The organism is Rhizobium oryzihabitans, assembly GCF_010669145.1.
GTDB classification, from domain to species: domain Bacteria; phylum Pseudomonadota; class Alphaproteobacteria; order Rhizobiales; family Rhizobiaceae; genus Agrobacterium; species Agrobacterium oryzihabitans.
In genome coordinates this window covers 1,142,087-1,159,622 of record NZ_CP048632.1, presented here as the reverse complement: position 1 = coordinate 1,159,622, position 17,536 = coordinate 1,142,087, and the positions used below count along the sequence as shown (strand labels likewise).

Here is a 17,536-nt window from a genome sequence, read left to right as displayed (position 1 = left end):
GGCTGGAACGAAGATGGAAGATGTGCTACTGAGTAGCACCATCTTCCACGATAAAGGGAGCGCCGCAATGTCGGTCAAGGCATCCGTATCCATTTCCGATCAGCAGGATATCTTTGCCCGCAGGCTGGTTGAGGAGGGGCGTTACGCGAGCCTCAGCGCCGTGGTGCAGCGCGGACTGGAGCTGCTCCGACAGGAAACGGAACTGAAGGAGGCCGAACTCGCCGCGCTTCGAGTTTTACTGGTTGAGCGCGGGAAGGGAGACTTCGTCTCTGTCGAAGACGGCAAGGACAGGACGACGGCCATGATCGCAGCCAAAAAGGCCGGTTATGGCCTTTAAGGTCCTGCGTTCGACGCAAACGGATCAGGACCTTGGTCTCATTCTGGACCATCTCGTCCAGTCCTATCTGGACCTTGGCGATGCTCTGCCTGCGGCTTTCGCACGGGCTGCGAGGCGTATTGCGTCTATTGAGGTGGATATGGAGGCTCTGCACAAGGCGCCTTTTCAGGGGACGTTGTCATCCGAAATATTGCCGGGCCTGCGCCGGGTCACAAAAAATCAGGCGGTATTTTATTTCGATGTTGATGAGGGCGAAAAGACCGTGCGTATTCTCGCGGTGTTTTTTGGCGGGCAGGACAATCTGCGCCACATGTTGAAGCGCCTTGCGCCCCGCCCATAGTCGTTTTCAGACCTCGTCGAACGCCCCGCCTTCCCGTGAGGGATTGCGGTTGATCACCCGTTCTTCCGCGTCGTCGGGAAGGGCCTCGTCGCTTTCCTGATAGGGGTCATCCTCGCTCTCGGCTTCTTCTTCCTCGATTTCCTGTTCGATGGATTGCGGAATTTCTCCCTTTGCCGGAAGGGCGTCGATGTCGAGATCGAGCAGGTCCTCATTCATGGCGTCTTCGTTGAGGGGTACAGCTTTCTTGCGGTCCATGACGATATCCTTTCTATCGGGTCATTGCGCAAACGGCCGGGGGCGCAGAGGGTTCCTGAGACCGGTCGATTCGCTCAAACGGCATCGCGTGAAAAAGGCGTCTTGACCTCAATAGTGCTTGAGGTTCTAGTTTGCCCGCCGTATCGCAAAAATGGAAAGGATACGGCTTTGACGAGTGTGGAAATGACGGAGAAAAATGGCTGGATGGAATTGTTGAGCGGGGCGAACCTCTCGCTTCTGACCGTCATTTCCTCCGGTATCGGCCTGCATGCCTTCAATCAGTTCGCGGTGGTAACTGCCCTGCCGGTGGCCGTGCGCGAGATTGGCGGCGCTGCATTTTATAGCTGGGCCTACAGCCTCTATTTCGTCGGTTCCGTGGCGGGTGGCGTCACCGCCGTCCTGTTTCGCGAGCGATTTGGCGCGCGCGCCGTTCTCCTCCTGTGCTGCCTGATCTTTTCCATCGGCTCCGTCATGTCGGCGCTTGCCGACAGCTTCCTCTGGGTCGTCATCGGCCGGGCCTTGCAGGGGCTTGCCGATGGCCTGATCGTGGCGGTGTGCTACAGCCTCATACCTGCCGGTTTCCGTTCCGCCCTGCTGCCGAAGGTCTTCGCCATCGAGGCGGCCATATGGGCGGTCGCATCTTTCATCGGGCCTTTGACCGGCGGTTTTGCCACCGAGCACCTCTCCTGGCGCGCGACCTTTCTTTTGTCCGCGCCGCTGATTGCGCTGTTGCTGGCCTATACCAACTCTGCCGTATCCGCTGAGAGGCCGGTCGCTGCGACGCGCAAGCCGCTGGTTCCCCTGGCTCTTTGCCTTGTCGGCGCGCTGGCCTTTTCCGCGCCTTCCGCCTTCGAGGATGCGAGCCTGCGCGTCATTGCCCTGCTTGCCGGCGCAGCGCTGTTATGGGCCTCGCTGAAGGCGGGCGTCCGCCCTTCGACCGGCCTTTTCCCGACGGATTCCTTCCGGCTGAAAACGGTGCTTGGCAGCGGTTTCTGGGTGTTGTTCCTGATGTCCTATGCCCATGCGCTGGGCAGCGTCTATCTCGCTTATGTCGCCATCAATCTCTGGCAATATGAGCCGACCTTCGCAGGTTTCATCGTCGTGACGATGCCGCTTGCCTGGAGCTTCGTCGCCATGCTCATCGGCAGCCTGCGTTCCGGCCGCCTGCGGGAAATTTGCCTGCATTACGGGCCTTACCAGATGGTGCCGGGCTGCGCTCTGCTGGGGCTGGGGCTTTCGACGGGGAACTGGATGGAAATGCTCATCGGGCAAATCCTGATCGGTTCGGCTTTCGGCATGTCCTGGGCGGGTATCAGCCAGGCGGCCATGGAGGCGGCGCCTGAGGAAGAGCGCAAGATGACGGGCGCGCTGCTGCCCACGGTCGCGACACTGGGTGCGGCAGCCGGAGCCGGTGCAAGCGGCACCGTCGCCGCGGCAACCGATCTTGTCACGCAGATCGAACGCGCCGATGTGACGATGCCGATGGTCTATCTTTATGGGCTGGGTGTTCTGGTGTCGCTGCTGGCGATCCTCACCACGCGCGGGCTGCGGAGCGCAGAGCGTTAAATCTCCGCCACGTGGCGCGTGGTTTACGACTGGGTGGCGGCGATGGTGATCGCCGCCAGATAGACGACGAAGGACATGATCGCGATTGCGCCGATAATGATGATGATGCCCTTGCCGGCGCGTTTCTTCTCACCCTTGTTTTCGTGGGCTTCGGTCGGAAACAGAATGGGATCGCTTGAATCGCTGATTTTGGTCATGCCGTTTCTCCTTCGGGCGGTTTTCTCAATGATCAACAGCCAGATCCGCCAAAAGGTTCCTCAGGGTCGCAGCGCCCAGGTGGTGGCGTGCACCACGGTGCCGGGTGCTGCTCTGAGCATGGCGGAGCGCACGGGCTCGAAACCCTCGATCCGTTTCGTGCCGACATAGCGGCCCCGATTGGCAAAGACCTCGATGGAGCCGTAATCCAGAAAGATGCGGATGCGCGATGCCCTCGCGCCCTTGGCGATATAATGCGGGGAGGGGCCGTCACGCCCGTCCTCATGGCGGATCCACAGGCCGGTTTCATCGGAGACGAGACCAAGCGTCACCGCCGGATGATCGAGGGCCAGCTCGAAAGGCGCGCCGGGCGAGGCAAGCTCGATCAGCATTTCCACCGCCCCGTTGATGAAGGTAACGCGCTCGCCGGCCGCCAGACGCGTGCGGTCGAGAATATGGCTGCGCAGGCTTTCCGCAGCACCGATCGGCGGCGTCAGAAGCTCGCCGTTCGAATAGTGAATGCGGCGCGGCAGGGTCATGGAGGTGGGGAAATCGATTTCCGGGTTGGCATCCGCCCAATTGGCAAGCCAGCCGATACCGATGATGCTGTCGCCATCGAGAAATGCCTGAAAGGCGTAATTGTCGGTGCCGAAATCCAGTTCCTGGCCGAATTCCCTGTTGAATGTCTTGCCATCGAACCAGCCGACATCGGCCATGGTCAGGTTCTTGCGGCCGGTCTCCGGGTCTTCCGAATGCATCAGCCCATAGACCAGCACCCAGCGGGTGGAGCGGGCATTGGCCGGGCCGTCAAGCGGCAGCAGGCAGGGGCATTCGATGGCCGTGGTCTTGTAGCGCGTTTCCACCCACAGCTTGCCCACATAGGTCCAGCCGGAGGCCGCAGTCGGATCGAGTGTTTCATAAAGAAGAATGACGCCACCACCGTCGCTCTGGCTGCCGAGCACCATTTTCCAAAGCCCATCGGGACCGCGAAAGACGTAGGGATCGCGGAAATCCGGTGTCAGCCCCTGTCCGTCCGGTCGGTGGCCGAGGATGACCTCGGCCTGTCCGGCCATGATGAGATCGGAGGATGTGGCGGTAAGCTGGATCTGCTGTTCGGGAATGCGGTCCTGCACCTGCTCGGTGAAGAACACGCGGATGCCCGTGCCTTCCACCAGCGGAATGGTGGAGCCGGAATAGGCGCCGCCGCGCTTGTCGGGCCGGGTCGTCAGATCCTCGGAGGGGAAAAGAAAGATCGGCAGGTGCCGCCAGCGAAGATAATCCGACGAGACGGCATGGCCCCAATGCATGGTGTTCCAGCGCAGCCCGTGTGAATAATGCTGATAGAACAGATGCGGCCTGCCTTCGAACCGTCCGAAACCGTTGGGATCGTTCATCCAGCCGAAGGGCGGGCGGAAGTGATAGCTGTCAGGCAACTCGGGTGCCGCATTGTCAGGCTTGGTGTGAACGACGGTGATGCCGGTTTCGAGCACGTCCGAAGCGGTGAACCAGTAGATGACGGAAACGGCTGTGGTGACCGTGTCGTAACTCAGCTCCACATGGCCGCCGCCGAAGACCTGGTAGATTCGAAAACCGAACTCTTCCGTGTTGAGGCTTGAAACCTCAGCGAATTTTCCGTTCGCATTGGAGAAGGAGACGGCACCGGGTTCGGCCGGTTTCTTCGCCTTCAGCCAGACATGGAAGGTGGCATTGACCGGCAGGTCGGTGTGAAGGGTGCGGATGGCGCTTTCCGGCTCGGCGGCTACGGCTTCAACGACGGTCATTCCCGTTCCTTTCGTTGCGGCGTTTCTGGTTCAGGAAACGCAACGAATGGGACGAAAGAAAGTTCAACTCCCGGCTTCAGTCCGGCGTTGTTGTTTCGTATTTGCCTTCCAGTTCGAATACCAGCCCGTCGGGATGGTAGAAGGTGCGGCCTTCGCCTGAGAAATAGGCCGCGACGATCTGGTTGGTAAGCCGCGAACCGAAACCCTTGCGCGTCGGCGTCCTGACCGCGGGCCCGCCGGCCTCCCGCCAGCGCAACGCGAAACGATCATCCTCATCCAGCGTCCAGACAATGTCGACCTTTCCGTTTTCATTGGAAAGAGCGCCGTATTTCAAAGCGTTGGTCGCCAGTTCATAGACGGCGAGCGACAGGCCAAGCGCCTGTTGCGGCGCGATTTCCAAGTCCGGCCCGGATATCGTGACGCGGGTCCTGTCGTCCAGATGCGGATGCACGCTGCTGTAGATAAGCTCGGCTATGCTGGTGCCCTGGCCGGAGGCGTGCATGAGGTTCTGGGCGTTGCCGAGCGCCGCGATGCGCTTCTTGATGGTGTCGCGCGCCTCGTCAAGCGATTGCGAATGGCGCAGGGTGGCGCTGACGACGGCAGTCGTGATCGCCATCGTGTTCTTGACCCGGTGGACGAGTTCGCGCCGCAGAAGCTCTTCCCGGCTGCGGCTCTGCACCGCCCCGGTCGTGTCGACGGCTATGTCTATCAGCCCCGCGATCACGCCCTGGTCGTCGTAAAGCGGGCTGTAGGAAAAGGTCCAGTAGGTGTCTTCGGGATAACCGTTGCGGTCCATGACGAGGTGCATGTCCTCGGCGAACGTGCCCGTGCCGGACAGCGCCTGATCAACGAAGTGTTTCACATCGTTCCAGACATCGGACCAGATGATGTGAAACGGCTTGCCGAGCGCACCCTCTTCCTTCAGTCCAAGAAACGGGCGGTAGGCGTCGTTGTAGATGATGTTGAGGTCAGGCCCCCAGAACAGACAGATTGCATGCCCTTGCTTGAGGATCATCTGCACGGTGGTTTTGAGTGATACCGGCCATGTGCTGATCGGGCCCACGCTTGTCGAGGACCAGTCGAAGTGGCGGATGGCCTTGCCCATCTCACTGTCGTCATGGGGGAAGTCTGGCACCAGGATATCCTGCTTGAACTGTCACTCATCTATTGGCTGTTTGTATGTTCAAATATACGTACAGTTCAAACTGATTTTTCCGAAGTCCGGCGCAGCTTTTGACAATTGCAAATTTCGCACTCGAAAACGGGCGTGAAAATGGCCATATCAGGCAAAAGCAGGGAGTTTACCCGTGATCAGATTCGACAATTCCTATGCCCGCCTGCCGGAGCGTTTCAGCGCCGCCGTGCTGCCAACGCCGGTGAAGGCGCCGCGTCTCATCGCTTTCAACCGTGCGCTTGCCGACGAGCTTCTTCTCGACGTATCAGGCCTCGATGATGAAAGGCTGGCGGCGATCTTTTCCGGCAATGTGGTGCCGCAAGGGGCCGAGCCGCTCGCCATGGCCTATGCGGGCCACCAGTTCGGCGGTTTCGTGCCGCAGCTCGGCGACGGTCGCGCCATTCTCCTCGGCGAGGTGATCGACAAAAACGGCAAACGCCGTGATATCCAGCTCAAAGGCTCCGGCCCGACACCGTTTTCGCGAAGGGGAGACGGGCGCGCGGCGCTCGGCCCGGTGCTGCGTGAATATATCGTGTCGGAGGCGATGTTTGCGCTCGGCATTCCCGCGACAAGGGCACTGGCCGCCGTCCTTTCCGGTGAAAGGGTGCAGCGCGAGGTCGGTCTGCCGGGCGGCGTTTTCACCCGCGTTGCGGCCAGCCACATCCGTGTCGGCACCTTCCAGTTCTTCGCGGCGCGCGAGGATGACGAGGCGATCAGGAACCTCGCGGACTACGTGATCGAGCGCCACTATCCCGAAGCGAAAAATGCCGGCAATCCTTACCTCGCCCTTTTGCAGGGGATTGCGCAGCGGCAGTGTGAACTCATCGCCCGCTGGATGATGGTGGGCTTTATCCATGGCGTCATGAATACCGACAATATGGCGGTCTCCGGCGAGACCATCGATTTCGGGCCCTGCGCCTTCCTTGATGAATATCATCCCAACAAGGTGTTCTCCTCCATCGATGCGCAGGGGCGCTACGCCTTCAACAACCAGCCGGGCATCGCCCAGTGGAACATCGCAAGGCTGGCGGAATGCCTGTTGCCGCTGCTCGACTCTCAAGTCGAAAAAGCAGCCGAGCTCGCCAACGCCGTGCTCGCCGATTTCGCCGCTGCCTTTCCCAAGCGCTGGCTTGCCGGCATGCGGGAGAAACTGGGCCTGACGGTGGAGGAAGAGGGTGACATCGATCTGGTGCAGGCGTTGCTGGCGCTGATGCAGGCATCGGAGGCCGATTACACGCTGACCTTCCGGCGTCTTTCCCATGCGGCCGACGGAGATGCCGAGCCGTTTCGCGGCATGTTCATCGATATTGCCGGGGCGGATGAATGGCTGGGGCGCTGGCGGGAGAGGGCCGCGCGGGAAGGTGTTTCCGCCGCTGCAAGGTCACAGGCGATGCTCTCGACCAATCCGGCCATCATTCCGCGCAACCACCGCATCGAGGAACTGATCGCGGCGGCGGTGGAGGACGATGATTTTGAACCCTTCCACGCCATGCTGGCCGCAATTGCAACGCCCTTCGAGGAACGGCCGGACAATTTCGTCTACATGCAGCCACCGATGAGCCATGAGAGGGTATTTCGGACGTTTTGCGGGACGTAGTTGGGATAAGGTCGTGGCCTTCCCCGTCATGCCGGACTTGATCCGGCATCCAGTCGACGCGCGTCTGCGCGGCGGAGAGAGTCATTTCAACCCAAAGACTTGGGCTGGCTGGATGCCGGATCAAGTCCGGCATGACGGGAGAAACTGCAGCCGTTTTCTTTACCCAACCCGGGCGAGCGGCTCATGCGTGCCGTAATACCGGCCGAACCGGTTTTCGAGGAATTTCGGCAACGCCACTTCTTCCTGCCGGACGAAGCCCTTCTGCGGCAAAGAGCCTTCCGCGAGAAGGTCGAGAACCGTGCAGATGCCGGCGGCGGTGGTGATCTGGATGGCGCTCATCATCCGGCCGGAAACCGGACCCGCATAGACCTTGTTGGCATAGGTTTCCTGCAGGAAACGGCCATTGCGGGTGCCGCAAACGGTGACGAAGACGATGACCACATCCTGCATGGTGCCGGGCAGGGCGTTTTCGAAAAGATCCTTCAGCACATCGCGGCGGTTGCGCAGGTTGAGGTCGTTCAAAAGCGCCTTCATGATCGCCACATGGCCGGGATAACGGATGGTGCGGTAATTCATCGTCCGCACCTTGCCTTCCAGCGTGGCGCAAAGCGTGCCGAGGCCGCCTGACGTGTTGAAGGCCTCATAGGTCACGCCGTCGAGCGAGAATTCCTCGCGTTCCTCAAGGGCGGGAACGGCGGTAAGGCGGCCTTCGACGATTGCTTCGCAGGGCTCGATATATTCGTTGATCAGCCCGTCCGTGCTCCAGGTGAGGTTGTAGTTGAGCGCGTTGGACGGATATTGCGGCAGCGCGCCGACGCGCATGCGCACGCTGTCCAGCTTGTCGAACCGGGCCGCGAGATCGGCGGCCACGATGGAGATGAAGCCGGGGGCAAGGCCGCATTGCGGAATGAGTGCGGTCTGCGCCGTTTCCGCCAGCGCCTTGACCTTGCGGGTGGATTCGACGTCTTCGGTGAGATCGAGATAATGCGTGCCGACGGCGACGGCCGCCTCCGCAATGCCCGCCGTCAGGTGGAAGGGGGCGGCGGAAAGCACGGCGAACTTGCCCTTCAGCAGTGCTTCCAGAGCGGGACGATCGGTGATGTCGACGATTTCCGTGTCGACGCGCTCATGCGCCGGCACATTTGCCAGCTGGTCGGCCGAGCGATCGGCAACCGTGATGCGATAATCGCCGGTAGCAGCCAGCATCCAGGCGATGGCCGAACCGATATTGCCCGCGCCGATGACGACAATGTTTTTCATGTTTTTGTTCCCCGCAGTAAATTCGCATATGTGCGCGCACCGGATGCGCTTCAAAGACAGAATGCCAGCTTTTATTGACGATTCGCAGCTTCACTATGTGCAGATAGTTGGTTAATATTGCGCAGTTAGACGACAGGATTGGTCACTATGACGATTGCCGAAAAGGACCGGGCACTGCTGGCCCTGCTTTCCGAAAATGCCCGCATGCCGGTGGCGGAACTGGCACGCAAACTCGGCCTTTCGCGCACCACGGTACAGGCCCGCATCGAGCGGCTGGAGGCCGACGGCGTGATCGCCGGTTATGGCCTGAGGCTTGCGGAAAGCTATCTGTCGGGGCTGGTGCGCGCCCATGTGCTGATCACCATCGGGCCAAAGGCGCTGCCGGGGGTGACGGCGGCGCTTTCCGCCATCAAGGAGGTGACGACGCTGCATTCGGTCAGCGGCACTTTCGACCTGATCGCCATTCTGGCAGCGCCTTCCATCCTCGACCTTGACCGGCTGATCGACCGGATCGGCGCGCTGGATGGCGTGGAGCGGACGTTATCGTCGATCATTCTTTCGACGCGGATTTCGCGGTAGGGGACTTGGGGCGTGCGGTGGGTGCAAAGGCCGGTGGGTGCGCGTGATACTCTCTTCTTTCCTCATCTCTGTGCTTGTCACAGAGATCCAGCCAGCCCAAGTCCTTGGGCTGAAAAGACTCTCCCGCCGCGCAGACGCGCGTCAGCTGGATTCCTGTGACAAGCACAGGAATGAGGGAGGTGTTAAAGACGGTGAGCTTACCCTAAACCACCGCCCGCTCGTCATAAGCCCTCTGTGCCGCCATCACCGCGTCGATATTACCCTCCGCCCAATGGGCAAGCGCCGCCACCGTGTCGGTCAGCGTCCGCCCGAGCGGCGTCAGCGAATATTCGACCGTCACCGGCACGGTCGGAAAGACCTGCCGGGAAATCAGCCCGTCGCGCTCCAGCTTCTTCAGCGTCTGCGACAGGACCTTTTGCGAAATGCCCTTGATCTCGCGCCGCAGCAGGTTGAAGCGCACGGGGTCCAGCCGCAGCTTGTCGAGGATCAAGAGCGCCCATTTGTCGGCGATCCTGTCCAGAACCATGCGTGTGGGGCAGCGGTCCTCGTAAACGTCATAAACGCGTTCCATCGATATCATCCTTCTTCAATGGCCGTGCCGGTTTCCGCAAGGATACCAGATAACCGAAAAGTGCTCTCTTTTAATGATTTCCAACACGCAGTATGTGTGTTCTCGAAACATGGTTTCCATTAGATACTAAGGATATTTGAGATGACAGGCAAGATACTTGTAATCGGTTCGACAGGCACCATCGGCACGCCGCTGGTCAAGGCGCTTCTGGCCAAGGGCGAAAGCGTGAAGGCGGCCTCGCGTAGCGGCAAGGCGGCGGACGGCGCGGAAGGTGTGAGGTTTGATTATACCGATGCCTCGACTTACGCTGATGCCTTCGACGGCGTGGACCGGCTGTTTCTGATCCTGGCGGGCGGGCGTCTGGATGCCATCGACGCGCTGACGCCGGTGGTTCAGGAAGCTGCACGCCGCGAGGTGAAGATCGTGTTCCTCAGCGTCTTCGGCGTCGATGCCGATGATTCCATTCCCTATCGCCAGATCGAGCTGAAGATCATCGCGTCTGGCGTGCCTTACGTCATTCTGCGCCCCAACTGGTTTGCGGATAATTTCCACACCTACTGGAAGGCCGGCATCGAACACGGCGAGATCGCCGTTCCGGCGGGCGAGGGCAAGTCGAGCTTCATCGATGTACGCGACATCGCCGACAGTGCCGCCGCCGCCCTGACCTCGAATGCCTTCGATGGCAAGGCGTTCAACCTGACCGGCCCGAAAGCGTTCGGTTACGGCGAGGCGGCCGCGATCATCTCGCAGGCAATCGGCAAGCCGGTCGGCTATAGCGCGGTTTCGGACGAGGCCTTCATCGCCATTCTCACCGGCGCTGGCGTTCCGAAGGACTATGCCTCTTTCCTCGCCTCTATCTTCCACCCGGTGCGCGAGGGCTGGACATCGGCGGTGACGGGCGATGTCGAGACTTTGACCGGCCGTGCGCCGCGTTCGCTGGAGACCTATGTGGGCGACCATGTGGACGTGCTGAAGGGCTGACGCTCAGAGCGATACGCCCGCCGCGCTCACGCCGGATCGGTGGAGCCGCGGCGGGCCTTGAAGAACATCTTCAGCCGCTGGATATCCTCGGCGCTCCAGCCTTCCGGTTCCGTCACCTCCGTCCACGCATCGATATAGTGTTCCGGCGCATAGACATGGCCGTAACCGATCGGCGCCGTGGTGGCGGCGGCAACATCGAGCCCGAGTTGCAGCAGGGTGACTACCGGGAACCAGCGGAAGGATGTGGAAACGTCAGGTCCGTGATGGGCCATCCATTCCGGCCGCCGGTAAAGCGAGGCGGCCTCGAAGAAGGTGATCGGATCGCTCGCATATTGCAGATAGACGATGCGCATCGGCCCCCACGCCACGCCGGGCATATGGGCGGTGGTATATTGGTTGGCGAAGCGGATGACGGAGGAATCGCGGAAACGCGGCAGCCATTCCGGCGTGCCCTTCACCCGCCCATTGGTCGCCATGCGCCATGTGGGGCTGGAAAAGGGCGGGCCGCTCCACAGCGCGCCCTGGAAGGGATCGGCCAGCACATCGTAAAGATCGGAGGATTTCTGCGAATTGAGCGAGCCGAGGCTGAGGCCATGCAGATAGAGCTTCGGCCGCGTCTCCTTCGGGAGGGTCGTCCAGTAGCCATAAACGGCCTGAAACAGCGCGCGCGCCGTTTCCACACCGTAATCCGGTTCGGTCAGAAGTGCGATCCAGCTCGAAAGATAGGAATATTGCACGGCGACGCTCGCGACATTGCCGTCGTGCAGATATTCAACTGTGTCGAGCGCTTCCGGGTCGATCCAGCCGGTGCCCGTGGGAATGACGACCAGCAGCACCTTGCGCTCGAAACCGCCGACCCGCTTCAGTTCTTCCAGCGCAAGCGCTGCTCTTTCCTCGGGCGTCGAGGCCGAGTTGAGCCCGGCATAGACCCGCAGCGGCTCCCTGGCGGGGCGGTGGGTGAAGGCGGAAATCTCCTGTGCCTCCGGCCCGCCGGCCACGAATTCACGGCCTCTGCGGCCAAGCGATTCCCAGCTCATCAGGGAAGCGCTGCTGCCGGTCTTGAGTGCGTCGGACGGGCGCGGCACATCCGGCTCGATCAGCGCATCGACCTGTTTCAGCGATGAATCGGCAAATCTGAGGCCGATGTCGAAGATCAGACCGTTCAGCAGCATCCAGGACAGCACGATGGCGGCGGCGATGCCAAGCACATTGGCAAGCCGGCGCGGCAGGAAATGACGGCTGCGCGCGGAAAAGAACCGCCGGATGAGCTGGAAAAGCCGGCCCGCGCCGATGAGGAGCGCGGCGACCAGCACCGCAACGCCGCCGGTCTTGGTGGGGTGGGCGCTGGGCAGCGGATCAAGTTCCATCAGGATGCGGATGGAATTCTGCCAGTCTTTCGCCTGCCATAAAAACGCGATGGCCGTGATGGCGCTGGCAAGCGCGATGAGGAAACGAATGCCACGCGCATTATGGCGCGAGGGTTCGGGCAGTTCGAGATAGGCCCAGACCGCGTGTATCGCCACGCCGATCAGATAACCGATGGCAAAGGAAAATCCGCACAGCACACCCTGCATCAGCCAGGTGCGCGGCAGAAGAGACGGTGTGAGCGAAGCGCAGAACAGAATAGTGCCGAAGACGATGCCGGTTGCCGAAAGACCCGCAAACAACCGCTCAACCCATTGTTTCACCAACTTGACCTGCCCCTTCTGCTCACCGCTTGCCGCCGAGTGTAATATGCGGCGGGCGAGGGTGCAAACCCTGTGGTAAGGATAAAAATCATGAATATAGGAAAATAATCCTTTACAGCGTGACGGTGGTTTGATAGTGTTTGGATACAGTCGGAGATTTGCGGCTGAGGGAAGAAGCCGGTTTGACAGGTTGTGTTCGTGTTTGATGACAAACCTTCTGCCCTATCCGACGTCATCCTCGCCCTTGAGGCGAGGATCCATAGCCGCTCAAAACGTGGATCCTCGGGTCGAGCCCGAGGATGACGACGATGGGCCTTGCAGCTTGTCTGCAATCTGAACCGGTTCCGAGGGTGGAATTTCCCTGACCGATACGCTCTGTCGCATTCATCTTGTTATCTCGCGGATCAATCGCCATGACGAGTTCCCCCAATTGCGATCCGGCGCTTTACAGCGCGTGGCCGGAGAGGCCCGCCTATGGAAGCGAGTGCGTGACGGACACCGCGCCCGAGACAAAGTCGCGGGCCGACAAGCTGGCCGCCGAGGATGCGGCGCGTAACGGCGAGCTGCGGCAGATGCTGAACGAGCTGACGGTGGAGATGCGCGATCAGTTTCACATGTATCGCAACCTGCGTCAGGCGAGCGAGGCGGCATTGCTGGCGGCGGCGGAAGACACTTCGGGTAAACAGGCGCGCGCCGATGTGAAGGCCGCGACGGATCAGCTTTCGGTGGTCGTCCGCACGCTGGAGAGGATCGATGTCCTGCAAAGGCTTCTGGCGGAAGAGCGCGCCGCGCTTTCCGGAGAGGATGACACCGATACCGAAGATTACGAAGCTGCGGTGGCGCATTTCCTCCAACGTATCGACGAACTGGCCGAGCAGAAATGCCGCGCGCGGATGGAGGCGGAAAGTGCGGTTACGGACGAGCCCCCGCAACTCCGTCATGCCTGCCCTTGAGGCGGGGGTGACGTCGGGACTGTTGAAGGCTGCCCAATGAACATGAAGCCGAAGGCCGAGGAGGCGGGACCAGATGACGAACTTCTCGCCCGACCCCCATCTGCAGGAACGGGTCCATACCCTTCTGCGCGACTGGCGCTTCATCGGCAACCTGCCGCAGCAGCCGCCTGAGGGCGACTGGCGGACGTGGCTTCTGATCGGCGGGCGTGGCTCCGGCAAGACCCGCGCCGGCGCGGAATGGGTGCACAGGATTGCGTCCGCCGCGCAACATTCGGATCTGCGTATCGCGCTGGTGGCGGAAACGCTGGGGGATGCCCGTGAGGTGATGATCGACGGCATTTCCGGCATCTGCCGCATTGCCCGCCGCCGCCGTCCTGCTTTCGAAGTGTCGCGCCGCCGTCTCGTCTGGCCGAACGGCGCGATGGCGCAGGTGTTTTCGTCTGAAGACCCTGAAAGCCTGCGCGGACCGCAATTTCACATGGCCTGGGCCGATGAACTCGGAAAATGGAAATATCCGCAGGAAACCTGGGACATGCTGCAATTCGGCCTGCGTCTGGGGGAGGCCCCACGGCAACTGGTAACGACGACGCCACGGCCCATTCCGCTCCTGAAAGCGCTTCTCGCCGACCCCTCAAGCCGGGTGGCGCGGATGCCGACGGCTATGAATGCACAAAACCTGTCGCCCGGTTTCCTGAAAGCCATGCATGACCGCTACGGCGGCACCCGGCTGGGACGTCAGGAAATCGGCGGCGAGCTGATCGACGAGCGCGAGGGCGCGCTGTGGAAACGTTCCGACCTGGAAGCGATTGTGGAGGCGGCGCATGAGCCGCTGGCACGGATCGTGGTGGCGGTCGATCCGCCCGCCGGGGTCGGGGAGAATTCCTGCTGCGGCATTGTCGTTGCGGGGCTCGGCATGTCCGGCAGACTGGTGGTGCTTGCGGATTGTTCGGTGGAAGGCGAAACGCCGGCCGGCTGGGCGCGCGCCGTGGTCGCTGCCGCCCGTCACCACGAGGCCGACCGGGTTGTGGCCGAGGTCAACCAGGGCGGCGAGATGGTGCGGGCGATGCTGCAGAGCATCGACGCCAACCTGCCGCTGACGCTGGTGCGGGCAAGCCGGGGCAAATTCACCCGCGCCGAGCCGGTGGCCGCACTTTACGAACAGGGCAGGGTGCGCCACGCCGCACGGTTTGAAAAGCTCACCGACCAGATGACGGATTTCGGACCCGGCGGCTTGTCGTCAGGTCGTTCGCCGGACCGGCTGGATGCGCTGGTGTGGGCGATAACGGCATTGACGACGATGGTGGCGAATGAGCCGAGGGTGCGGGGGATGTGAGACAAGGCGGACGCTCTAAAGGCCGTGCCGAAACACATCCACCGTTATCCTCGCCCTTGACGCGAGGATCCATTCGGCATTGAAGCCGTGGATCCTCGGGTCAAGGGCGAGGATGACGTAGAGATAGGAGAGACGCTGTCGTCAAACCCGATCTTTATTTATTTCTTCGGAGATTGCGCCGGCTTCGGCTGGGTGCCGGTTTCGCGCATCTGGCGCCACTCGTTCTCGAGACGGTCATAAACGGTCTGGGGGATTGTCGCTGTCATGGTGGCATTCCTCCTTGAATGGTCAACGCTGCGGAAGTGCGCGGTGAATGGAGTTAGCGCTCCAAGGTTCCCGAACTCAAGGAATTTTTTACCCCAAAACCCCGGCCTGCGGATTAAAATCGATTAGGTTTTTTCAAATCGATTTAGTCCTGACGGCCGTCATGTGGAAAAACCGGGCGTTACATCGCCCCCGATTTTCAGGAGCCGGCTATGGCCTATGACGAGGCGCGATTCTTCGCGTCGGTGCGGATTTCGATCTTCGGTGGCCGCCTGCGCGCCACGCAGCTTGCCGGCACGAAGACCATACTTGCCGGTTTCGAGAAGGCCATGCCGGACGGCGATCCGCGCTGGCTGGCCTATATGCTGGCCACCACCTTCCACGAGACGGCAGCGACCATGCAGCCGGTGTGTGAGACATTGGCGGCTGGCGATACGGAGGCGATCGCAAGGCTCGACCGGGCTTTTGCGGCGGGCAGGCTGCCCATGGTGCGCAAACCCTATTGGCGGCCGGACGCTGAGGGCAAAAGCTGGCTTGGGCGTGGTTTCGTGCAGCTGACACATCGCCGCAATTACGAGGCGATGTCGCGCCTGACCGGTGTGGATCTTCTGGCCCGCCCCGAGCGGGCCATGGAGCCGGACGTGGCGACGACGATCCTGATCTGCGGCATGGTTGCCGGCAGTTTTACCGGCCGCAGTCTCTCCGATTTCTTCAGCGCAGAACGCGAGGATTGGGAGGGCGCGCGCGCCGTCATCAATGGCAGCGACCGGGCGCAGCTTGTCGGGAACTACGGGCGGGCATTTCATGGCGCCCTTGTCGCAGCGCGGATTGAACCCGGGCGGGCCAGATGATAACCCGTTACTCGGCGCCCAAAGGCCGAATTCGAATTTTGCATGACAGGTGACACCGTGATCCGCCATATCGTTTTTTTCACCGTTCCCGAGGAAAACCGCGACGCCGTGCGCAAGGGGCTTTCCGGGCTCACCGCCATACCGCATTCGCTGAAGCTGGAAATCGGCGAGAACGTGAAGAAGGACCAGTGGGGCAACTCGGTCGACTTCATCGTCTATGGCGAGTTTGAAAACGAGGCGGCGCTGGCCGCCTACAAGGCCGATCCCGCTTATGATCTTTCCACCCGTACGGTAAAGCCGCTGCGCGAGACCCGTGTTGCTGCCGATTTCAACAGCGATACCGCGGTGAAAGCGCCGATCCGTTAAGTCTCGTCAAGATCCAAGCCCTCCACCCTCATTCCTGTGCCTGTCACAGGAATCCAGCTGACGCGCGTCTGCGCGGCGAGAAGAGCCTTTTCAGCCCAAGGACTTGGGCTGGCTGGACCCCGGATCTAGTCCGGGGTGACGGCATATGGACGCCGCACGGCGGCACAACAAGGACAATTCCATGCGATTTCCGTTTTCCCTGCCGTGGCGGCGCCCGGCGGATGGCAGAGCCGTGCCTGAACGCAAGACGGCGACGGGCGGTTTCATGGCGGTGGCGGCACAGGGCGGACAGGCCTTCTGGTCGGGCCGTTCCTATGCCGCACTTGCCCGCGAGGGCTTCATGAAAAACCCGGTGGCGCACCGCGCCGCCCGCATGGTGGCGGAAGCGTCCGCGTCGGTCAGCTGGCTGCTTTACGATGGTGATCAGGAGATAACCGATCATCCGCTGCTGGCGCTTCTGGCCAAGCCGAGCGCCCACATGGGCGGGCCGGATTTCTTCGAGGCGCTTTATGGCCACCTGATGCTTGCCGGAAACGCCTATATCGAGCCGCTGCTGATCGGCGAACGCCTGCGTGAACTGCATCTTCTCAGGCCCGACCGGGTCAGCATCATCGAGGGGTCAGACGGCTGGCCGGTGGGTTACGACTACCGTGCCGAGGGCCGCGCCATCAGGCGCATCTCAGCCGAACGGGATGGGCTGGGCCTGCTGCACCTGAAGCTTTTCCATCCGCTCGACGACCGGGCGGGTTTTGCGCCACTTGCTTCGGCGGGCGCAGCACTTGATCTGCACAATGCCGCAAGCCATTGGAACAAACGCCTGCTCGACAATTCCGCCCGGCCTTCCGGCGCGCTGGTCTACCAGCCGAAGGAGGGCGGCAATCTTTCCACCGAGCAATATGAACGGCTGAAGCGCGAACTGGAGGAAGGTTATCAGGGCGCGATGAATGCTGGCCGGCCGCTTCTTCTGGAAGGCGGGCTCGACTGGAAGGCCATGGGGCTTTCGCCGCGCGACATGGACTTTCTGGAGGCGCGCAACGGTGCGGCGCGGGATATAGCGCTCGCTCTCGGCGTGCCGCCGATGCTGATCGGCATTCCCGGCGACAACACCTATGCCAACTACCAGGAGGCCAACCGCGCCTTTTATCGTCTCACCGTGCTGCCGCTTGTTTACCGCACGGCGGCAAGGCTCTGCGGCTGGCTGTCGCCGACCTTCGGCGCCGGGCTGCGGCTGGAACCGGATCTCGACAGGATCGCCGGGCTTGCCGGCGAGCGGGACGCGCTGTGGACGCGCATCGGCGCTGCGTCGTTTCTCTCCGACGAGGAAAAGCGCGAAGCTGTCGGTTATTGATCGCGCCGCAGCGGGATCGCCCCCCGGTTTCCTGCTCAAGCATTTTCTGAAGACGCGGACTCTCTTTCTGAGAACTTCCGCCCAAGCGATTCTGAAG

At 61.5% G+C, this 17,536-nt stretch carries 18 protein-coding genes; 11 read left to right on the top strand and 7 right to left on the bottom strand.

Annotation, left to right across the window (positions count from 1 at the left end; all coding sequences use genetic code 11):
- The first annotated feature begins 67 nt into the window (after window positions 1–67).
- Together G3A56_RS06130 and G3A56_RS06125 are read left to right on the top strand one after the other, a co-directional pair.
- Window positions 68–337 (top strand): ribbon-helix-helix domain-containing protein, encoded by a 270-nt coding sequence (locus tag G3A56_RS06130; protein ID WP_082183960.1) that lies wholly within the window; start codon window positions 68–70, stop codon window positions 335–337.
- The gene (locus G3A56_RS06125; RefSeq protein WP_082183961.1) at window positions 327–677 is read left to right on the top strand and encodes a KluB; all 351 of its coding nucleotides are present in this window, start codon (window positions 327–329) and stop codon (window positions 675–677) included. The genes G3A56_RS06130 and G3A56_RS06125 overlap by 11 nt, the downstream gene beginning before the upstream one ends.
- A gap of 6 nt (window positions 678–683) precedes the next feature.
- Here the strand turns inward: G3A56_RS06125 and G3A56_RS06120 are convergent, their stop codons facing one another.
- Window positions 684–932, bottom strand: a complete 249-nt coding sequence (locus tag G3A56_RS06120) for a hypothetical protein (protein ID WP_003497133.1) — start codon at window positions 930–932, stop codon at window positions 684–686.
- Between the two features lie 183 nt (window positions 933–1,115).
- On the opposite strand from G3A56_RS06120, the gene G3A56_RS06115 reads away from it, so the two are divergent.
- A complete protein-coding gene (locus G3A56_RS06115) occupies window positions 1,116–2,498 on the top strand; it encodes an MFS transporter (protein ID WP_082183962.1) in 1,383 nt (460 codons plus the stop codon).
- 23 nt (window positions 2,499–2,521) lie between these two features.
- On the opposite strand, the gene G3A56_RS28410 is transcribed toward G3A56_RS06115, so the two are convergent.
- The 3 genes from G3A56_RS28410 to G3A56_RS06105 all read right to left on the bottom strand — a co-directional run bounded on the left by G3A56_RS28410 (window position 2,522) and on the right by G3A56_RS06105 (window position 5,609).
- Window positions 2,522–2,695 carry a hypothetical protein gene (locus tag G3A56_RS28410; RefSeq protein WP_082183963.1) on the bottom strand — a complete coding sequence of 58 codons (174 nt, stop codon included), beginning with the start codon at window positions 2,693–2,695 and terminating at the stop codon, window positions 2,522–2,524.
- A gap of 60 nt (window positions 2,696–2,755) precedes the next feature.
- Window positions 2,756–4,474, bottom strand: coding sequence for a glycoside hydrolase family 32 protein (locus G3A56_RS06110; RefSeq protein ID WP_137067527.1), 1,719 nt, complete (start codon window positions 4,472–4,474; stop codon window positions 2,756–2,758).
- A 76-nt stretch (window positions 4,475–4,550) separates the two neighbouring features.
- Window positions 4,551–5,609 (bottom strand): sensor histidine kinase, encoded by a 1,059-nt coding sequence (locus tag G3A56_RS06105; RefSeq protein WP_246231187.1) that lies wholly within the window; start codon window positions 5,607–5,609, stop codon window positions 4,551–4,553.
- Window positions 5,610–5,784: 175 nt separating this feature from the next.
- Here G3A56_RS06105 and G3A56_RS06100 point away from each other — a divergent pair, with 175 nt between their 5' ends.
- The gene (locus G3A56_RS06100) at window positions 5,785–7,245 is read left to right on the top strand and encodes a protein adenylyltransferase SelO (protein ID WP_082184629.1); all 1,461 of its coding nucleotides are present in this window, start codon (window positions 5,785–5,787) and stop codon (window positions 7,243–7,245) included.
- Between the two features lie 159 nt (window positions 7,246–7,404).
- Here the strand turns inward: G3A56_RS06100 and G3A56_RS06095 are convergent, their stop codons facing one another.
- Window positions 7,405–8,505, bottom strand: a complete 1,101-nt coding sequence (locus G3A56_RS06095; RefSeq protein WP_003497118.1) for a saccharopine dehydrogenase family protein — start codon at window positions 8,503–8,505, stop codon at window positions 7,405–7,407.
- A gap of 147 nt (window positions 8,506–8,652) precedes the next feature.
- On the opposite strand from G3A56_RS06095, the gene G3A56_RS06090 reads away from it, so the two are divergent.
- Window positions 8,653–9,084 (top strand): Lrp/AsnC family transcriptional regulator, encoded by a 432-nt coding sequence (locus tag G3A56_RS06090; RefSeq protein WP_003497116.1) that lies wholly within the window; start codon window positions 8,653–8,655, stop codon window positions 9,082–9,084.
- Between the two features lie 202 nt (window positions 9,085–9,286).
- Here G3A56_RS06090 and G3A56_RS06085 read toward each other — a convergent pair whose 3' ends face one another.
- Entirely contained in the window at window positions 9,287–9,655 is a 369-nt protein-coding gene (locus G3A56_RS06085; RefSeq protein WP_035242843.1) for a winged helix-turn-helix transcriptional regulator, read from the bottom strand.
- Window positions 9,656–9,796: 141 nt separating this feature from the next.
- Here G3A56_RS06085 and G3A56_RS06080 point away from each other — a divergent pair, with 141 nt between their 5' ends.
- Window positions 9,797–10,636, top strand: a complete 840-nt coding sequence (locus G3A56_RS06080) for an SDR family oxidoreductase (RefSeq protein ID WP_082183964.1) — start codon at window positions 9,797–9,799, stop codon at window positions 10,634–10,636.
- A gap of 26 nt (window positions 10,637–10,662) precedes the next feature.
- Here G3A56_RS06080 and G3A56_RS06075 read toward each other — a convergent pair whose 3' ends face one another.
- Window positions 10,663–12,303 carry an alpha/beta hydrolase gene (locus tag G3A56_RS06075; protein ID WP_164056619.1) on the bottom strand — a complete coding sequence of 547 codons (1,641 nt, stop codon included), beginning with the start codon at window positions 12,301–12,303 and terminating at the stop codon, window positions 10,663–10,665.
- A gap of 434 nt (window positions 12,304–12,737) precedes the next feature.
- Here G3A56_RS06075 and G3A56_RS06070 point away from each other — a divergent pair, with 434 nt between their 5' ends.
- The 5 genes from G3A56_RS06070 to G3A56_RS06050 all read left to right on the top strand — a co-directional run bounded on the left by G3A56_RS06070 (window position 12,738) and on the right by G3A56_RS06050 (window position 17,439).
- Window positions 12,738–13,277, top strand: coding sequence for a hypothetical protein (locus G3A56_RS06070; RefSeq protein WP_082183966.1), 540 nt, complete (start codon window positions 12,738–12,740; stop codon window positions 13,275–13,277).
- Window positions 13,278–13,350: 73 nt separating this feature from the next.
- Window positions 13,351–14,610, top strand: a complete 1,260-nt coding sequence (locus G3A56_RS06065; RefSeq protein WP_164056211.1) for a DNA-packaging protein — start codon at window positions 13,351–13,353, stop codon at window positions 14,608–14,610.
- 476 nt (window positions 14,611–15,086) lie between these two features.
- Window positions 15,087–15,725 (top strand): lysozyme family protein, encoded by a 639-nt coding sequence (locus G3A56_RS06060; protein ID WP_082183967.1) that lies wholly within the window; start codon window positions 15,087–15,089, stop codon window positions 15,723–15,725.
- A 42-nt stretch (window positions 15,726–15,767) separates the two neighbouring features.
- On the top strand, window positions 15,768–16,091 hold the full coding sequence (locus G3A56_RS06055; protein WP_003512096.1) for a Dabb family protein: 324 nt from the start codon (window positions 15,768–15,770) through the stop codon (window positions 16,089–16,091).
- A 181-nt stretch (window positions 16,092–16,272) separates the two neighbouring features.
- On the top strand, window positions 16,273–17,439 hold the full coding sequence (locus G3A56_RS06050; RefSeq protein ID WP_082184631.1) for a phage portal protein: 1,167 nt from the start codon (window positions 16,273–16,275) through the stop codon (window positions 17,437–17,439).
- The last annotated feature ends 97 nt before the right edge of the window (window positions 17,440–17,536 follow it).

Excerpts from the sequence above, each read along its gene's own strand:
- G3A56_RS06130 (WP_082183960.1), top strand. The coding sequence starts at position 68 with ATGTCGGTCAAGGCATCCGTATCCATTTCCGATCAGCAGGATATCTTT.
- G3A56_RS06125 (WP_082183961.1), top strand. The coding sequence starts at position 327 with ATGGCCTTTAAGGTCCTGCGTTCGACGCAAACGGATCAGGACCTTGGT.
- G3A56_RS06120 (WP_003497133.1), bottom strand. The coding sequence starts at position 932 with ATGGACCGCAAGAAAGCTGTACCCCTCAACGAAGACGCCATGAATGAG.
- G3A56_RS06115 (WP_082183962.1), top strand. The coding sequence starts at position 1,116 with ATGACGGAGAAAAATGGCTGGATGGAATTGTTGAGCGGGGCGAACCTC.
- G3A56_RS28410 (WP_082183963.1), bottom strand. The coding sequence starts at position 2,695 with ATGACCAAAATCAGCGATTCAAGCGATCCCATTCTGTTTCCGACCGAA.
- G3A56_RS06110 (WP_137067527.1), bottom strand. The coding sequence starts at position 4,474 with ATGACCGTCGTTGAAGCCGTAGCCGCCGAGCCGGAAAGCGCCATCCGC.
- G3A56_RS06095 (WP_003497118.1), bottom strand. The coding sequence starts at position 8,505 with ATGAAAAACATTGTCGTCATCGGCGCGGGCAATATCGGTTCGGCCATC.
- G3A56_RS06090 (WP_003497116.1), top strand. The coding sequence starts at position 8,653 with ATGACGATTGCCGAAAAGGACCGGGCACTGCTGGCCCTGCTTTCCGAA.
- G3A56_RS06085 (WP_035242843.1), bottom strand. The coding sequence starts at position 9,655 with ATGGAACGCGTTTATGACGTTTACGAGGACCGCTGCCCCACACGCATG.
- G3A56_RS06080 (WP_082183964.1), top strand. The coding sequence starts at position 9,797 with ATGACAGGCAAGATACTTGTAATCGGTTCGACAGGCACCATCGGCACG.
- G3A56_RS06070 (WP_082183966.1), top strand. The coding sequence starts at position 12,738 with ATGACGAGTTCCCCCAATTGCGATCCGGCGCTTTACAGCGCGTGGCCG.
- G3A56_RS06065 (WP_164056211.1), top strand. The coding sequence starts at position 13,351 with ATGACGAACTTCTCGCCCGACCCCCATCTGCAGGAACGGGTCCATACC.
- G3A56_RS06060 (WP_082183967.1), top strand. The coding sequence starts at position 15,087 with ATGGCCTATGACGAGGCGCGATTCTTCGCGTCGGTGCGGATTTCGATC.
- G3A56_RS06055 (WP_003512096.1), top strand. The coding sequence starts at position 15,768 with ATGACAGGTGACACCGTGATCCGCCATATCGTTTTTTTCACCGTTCCC.
- G3A56_RS06050 (WP_082184631.1), top strand. The coding sequence starts at position 16,273 with ATGCGATTTCCGTTTTCCCTGCCGTGGCGGCGCCCGGCGGATGGCAGA.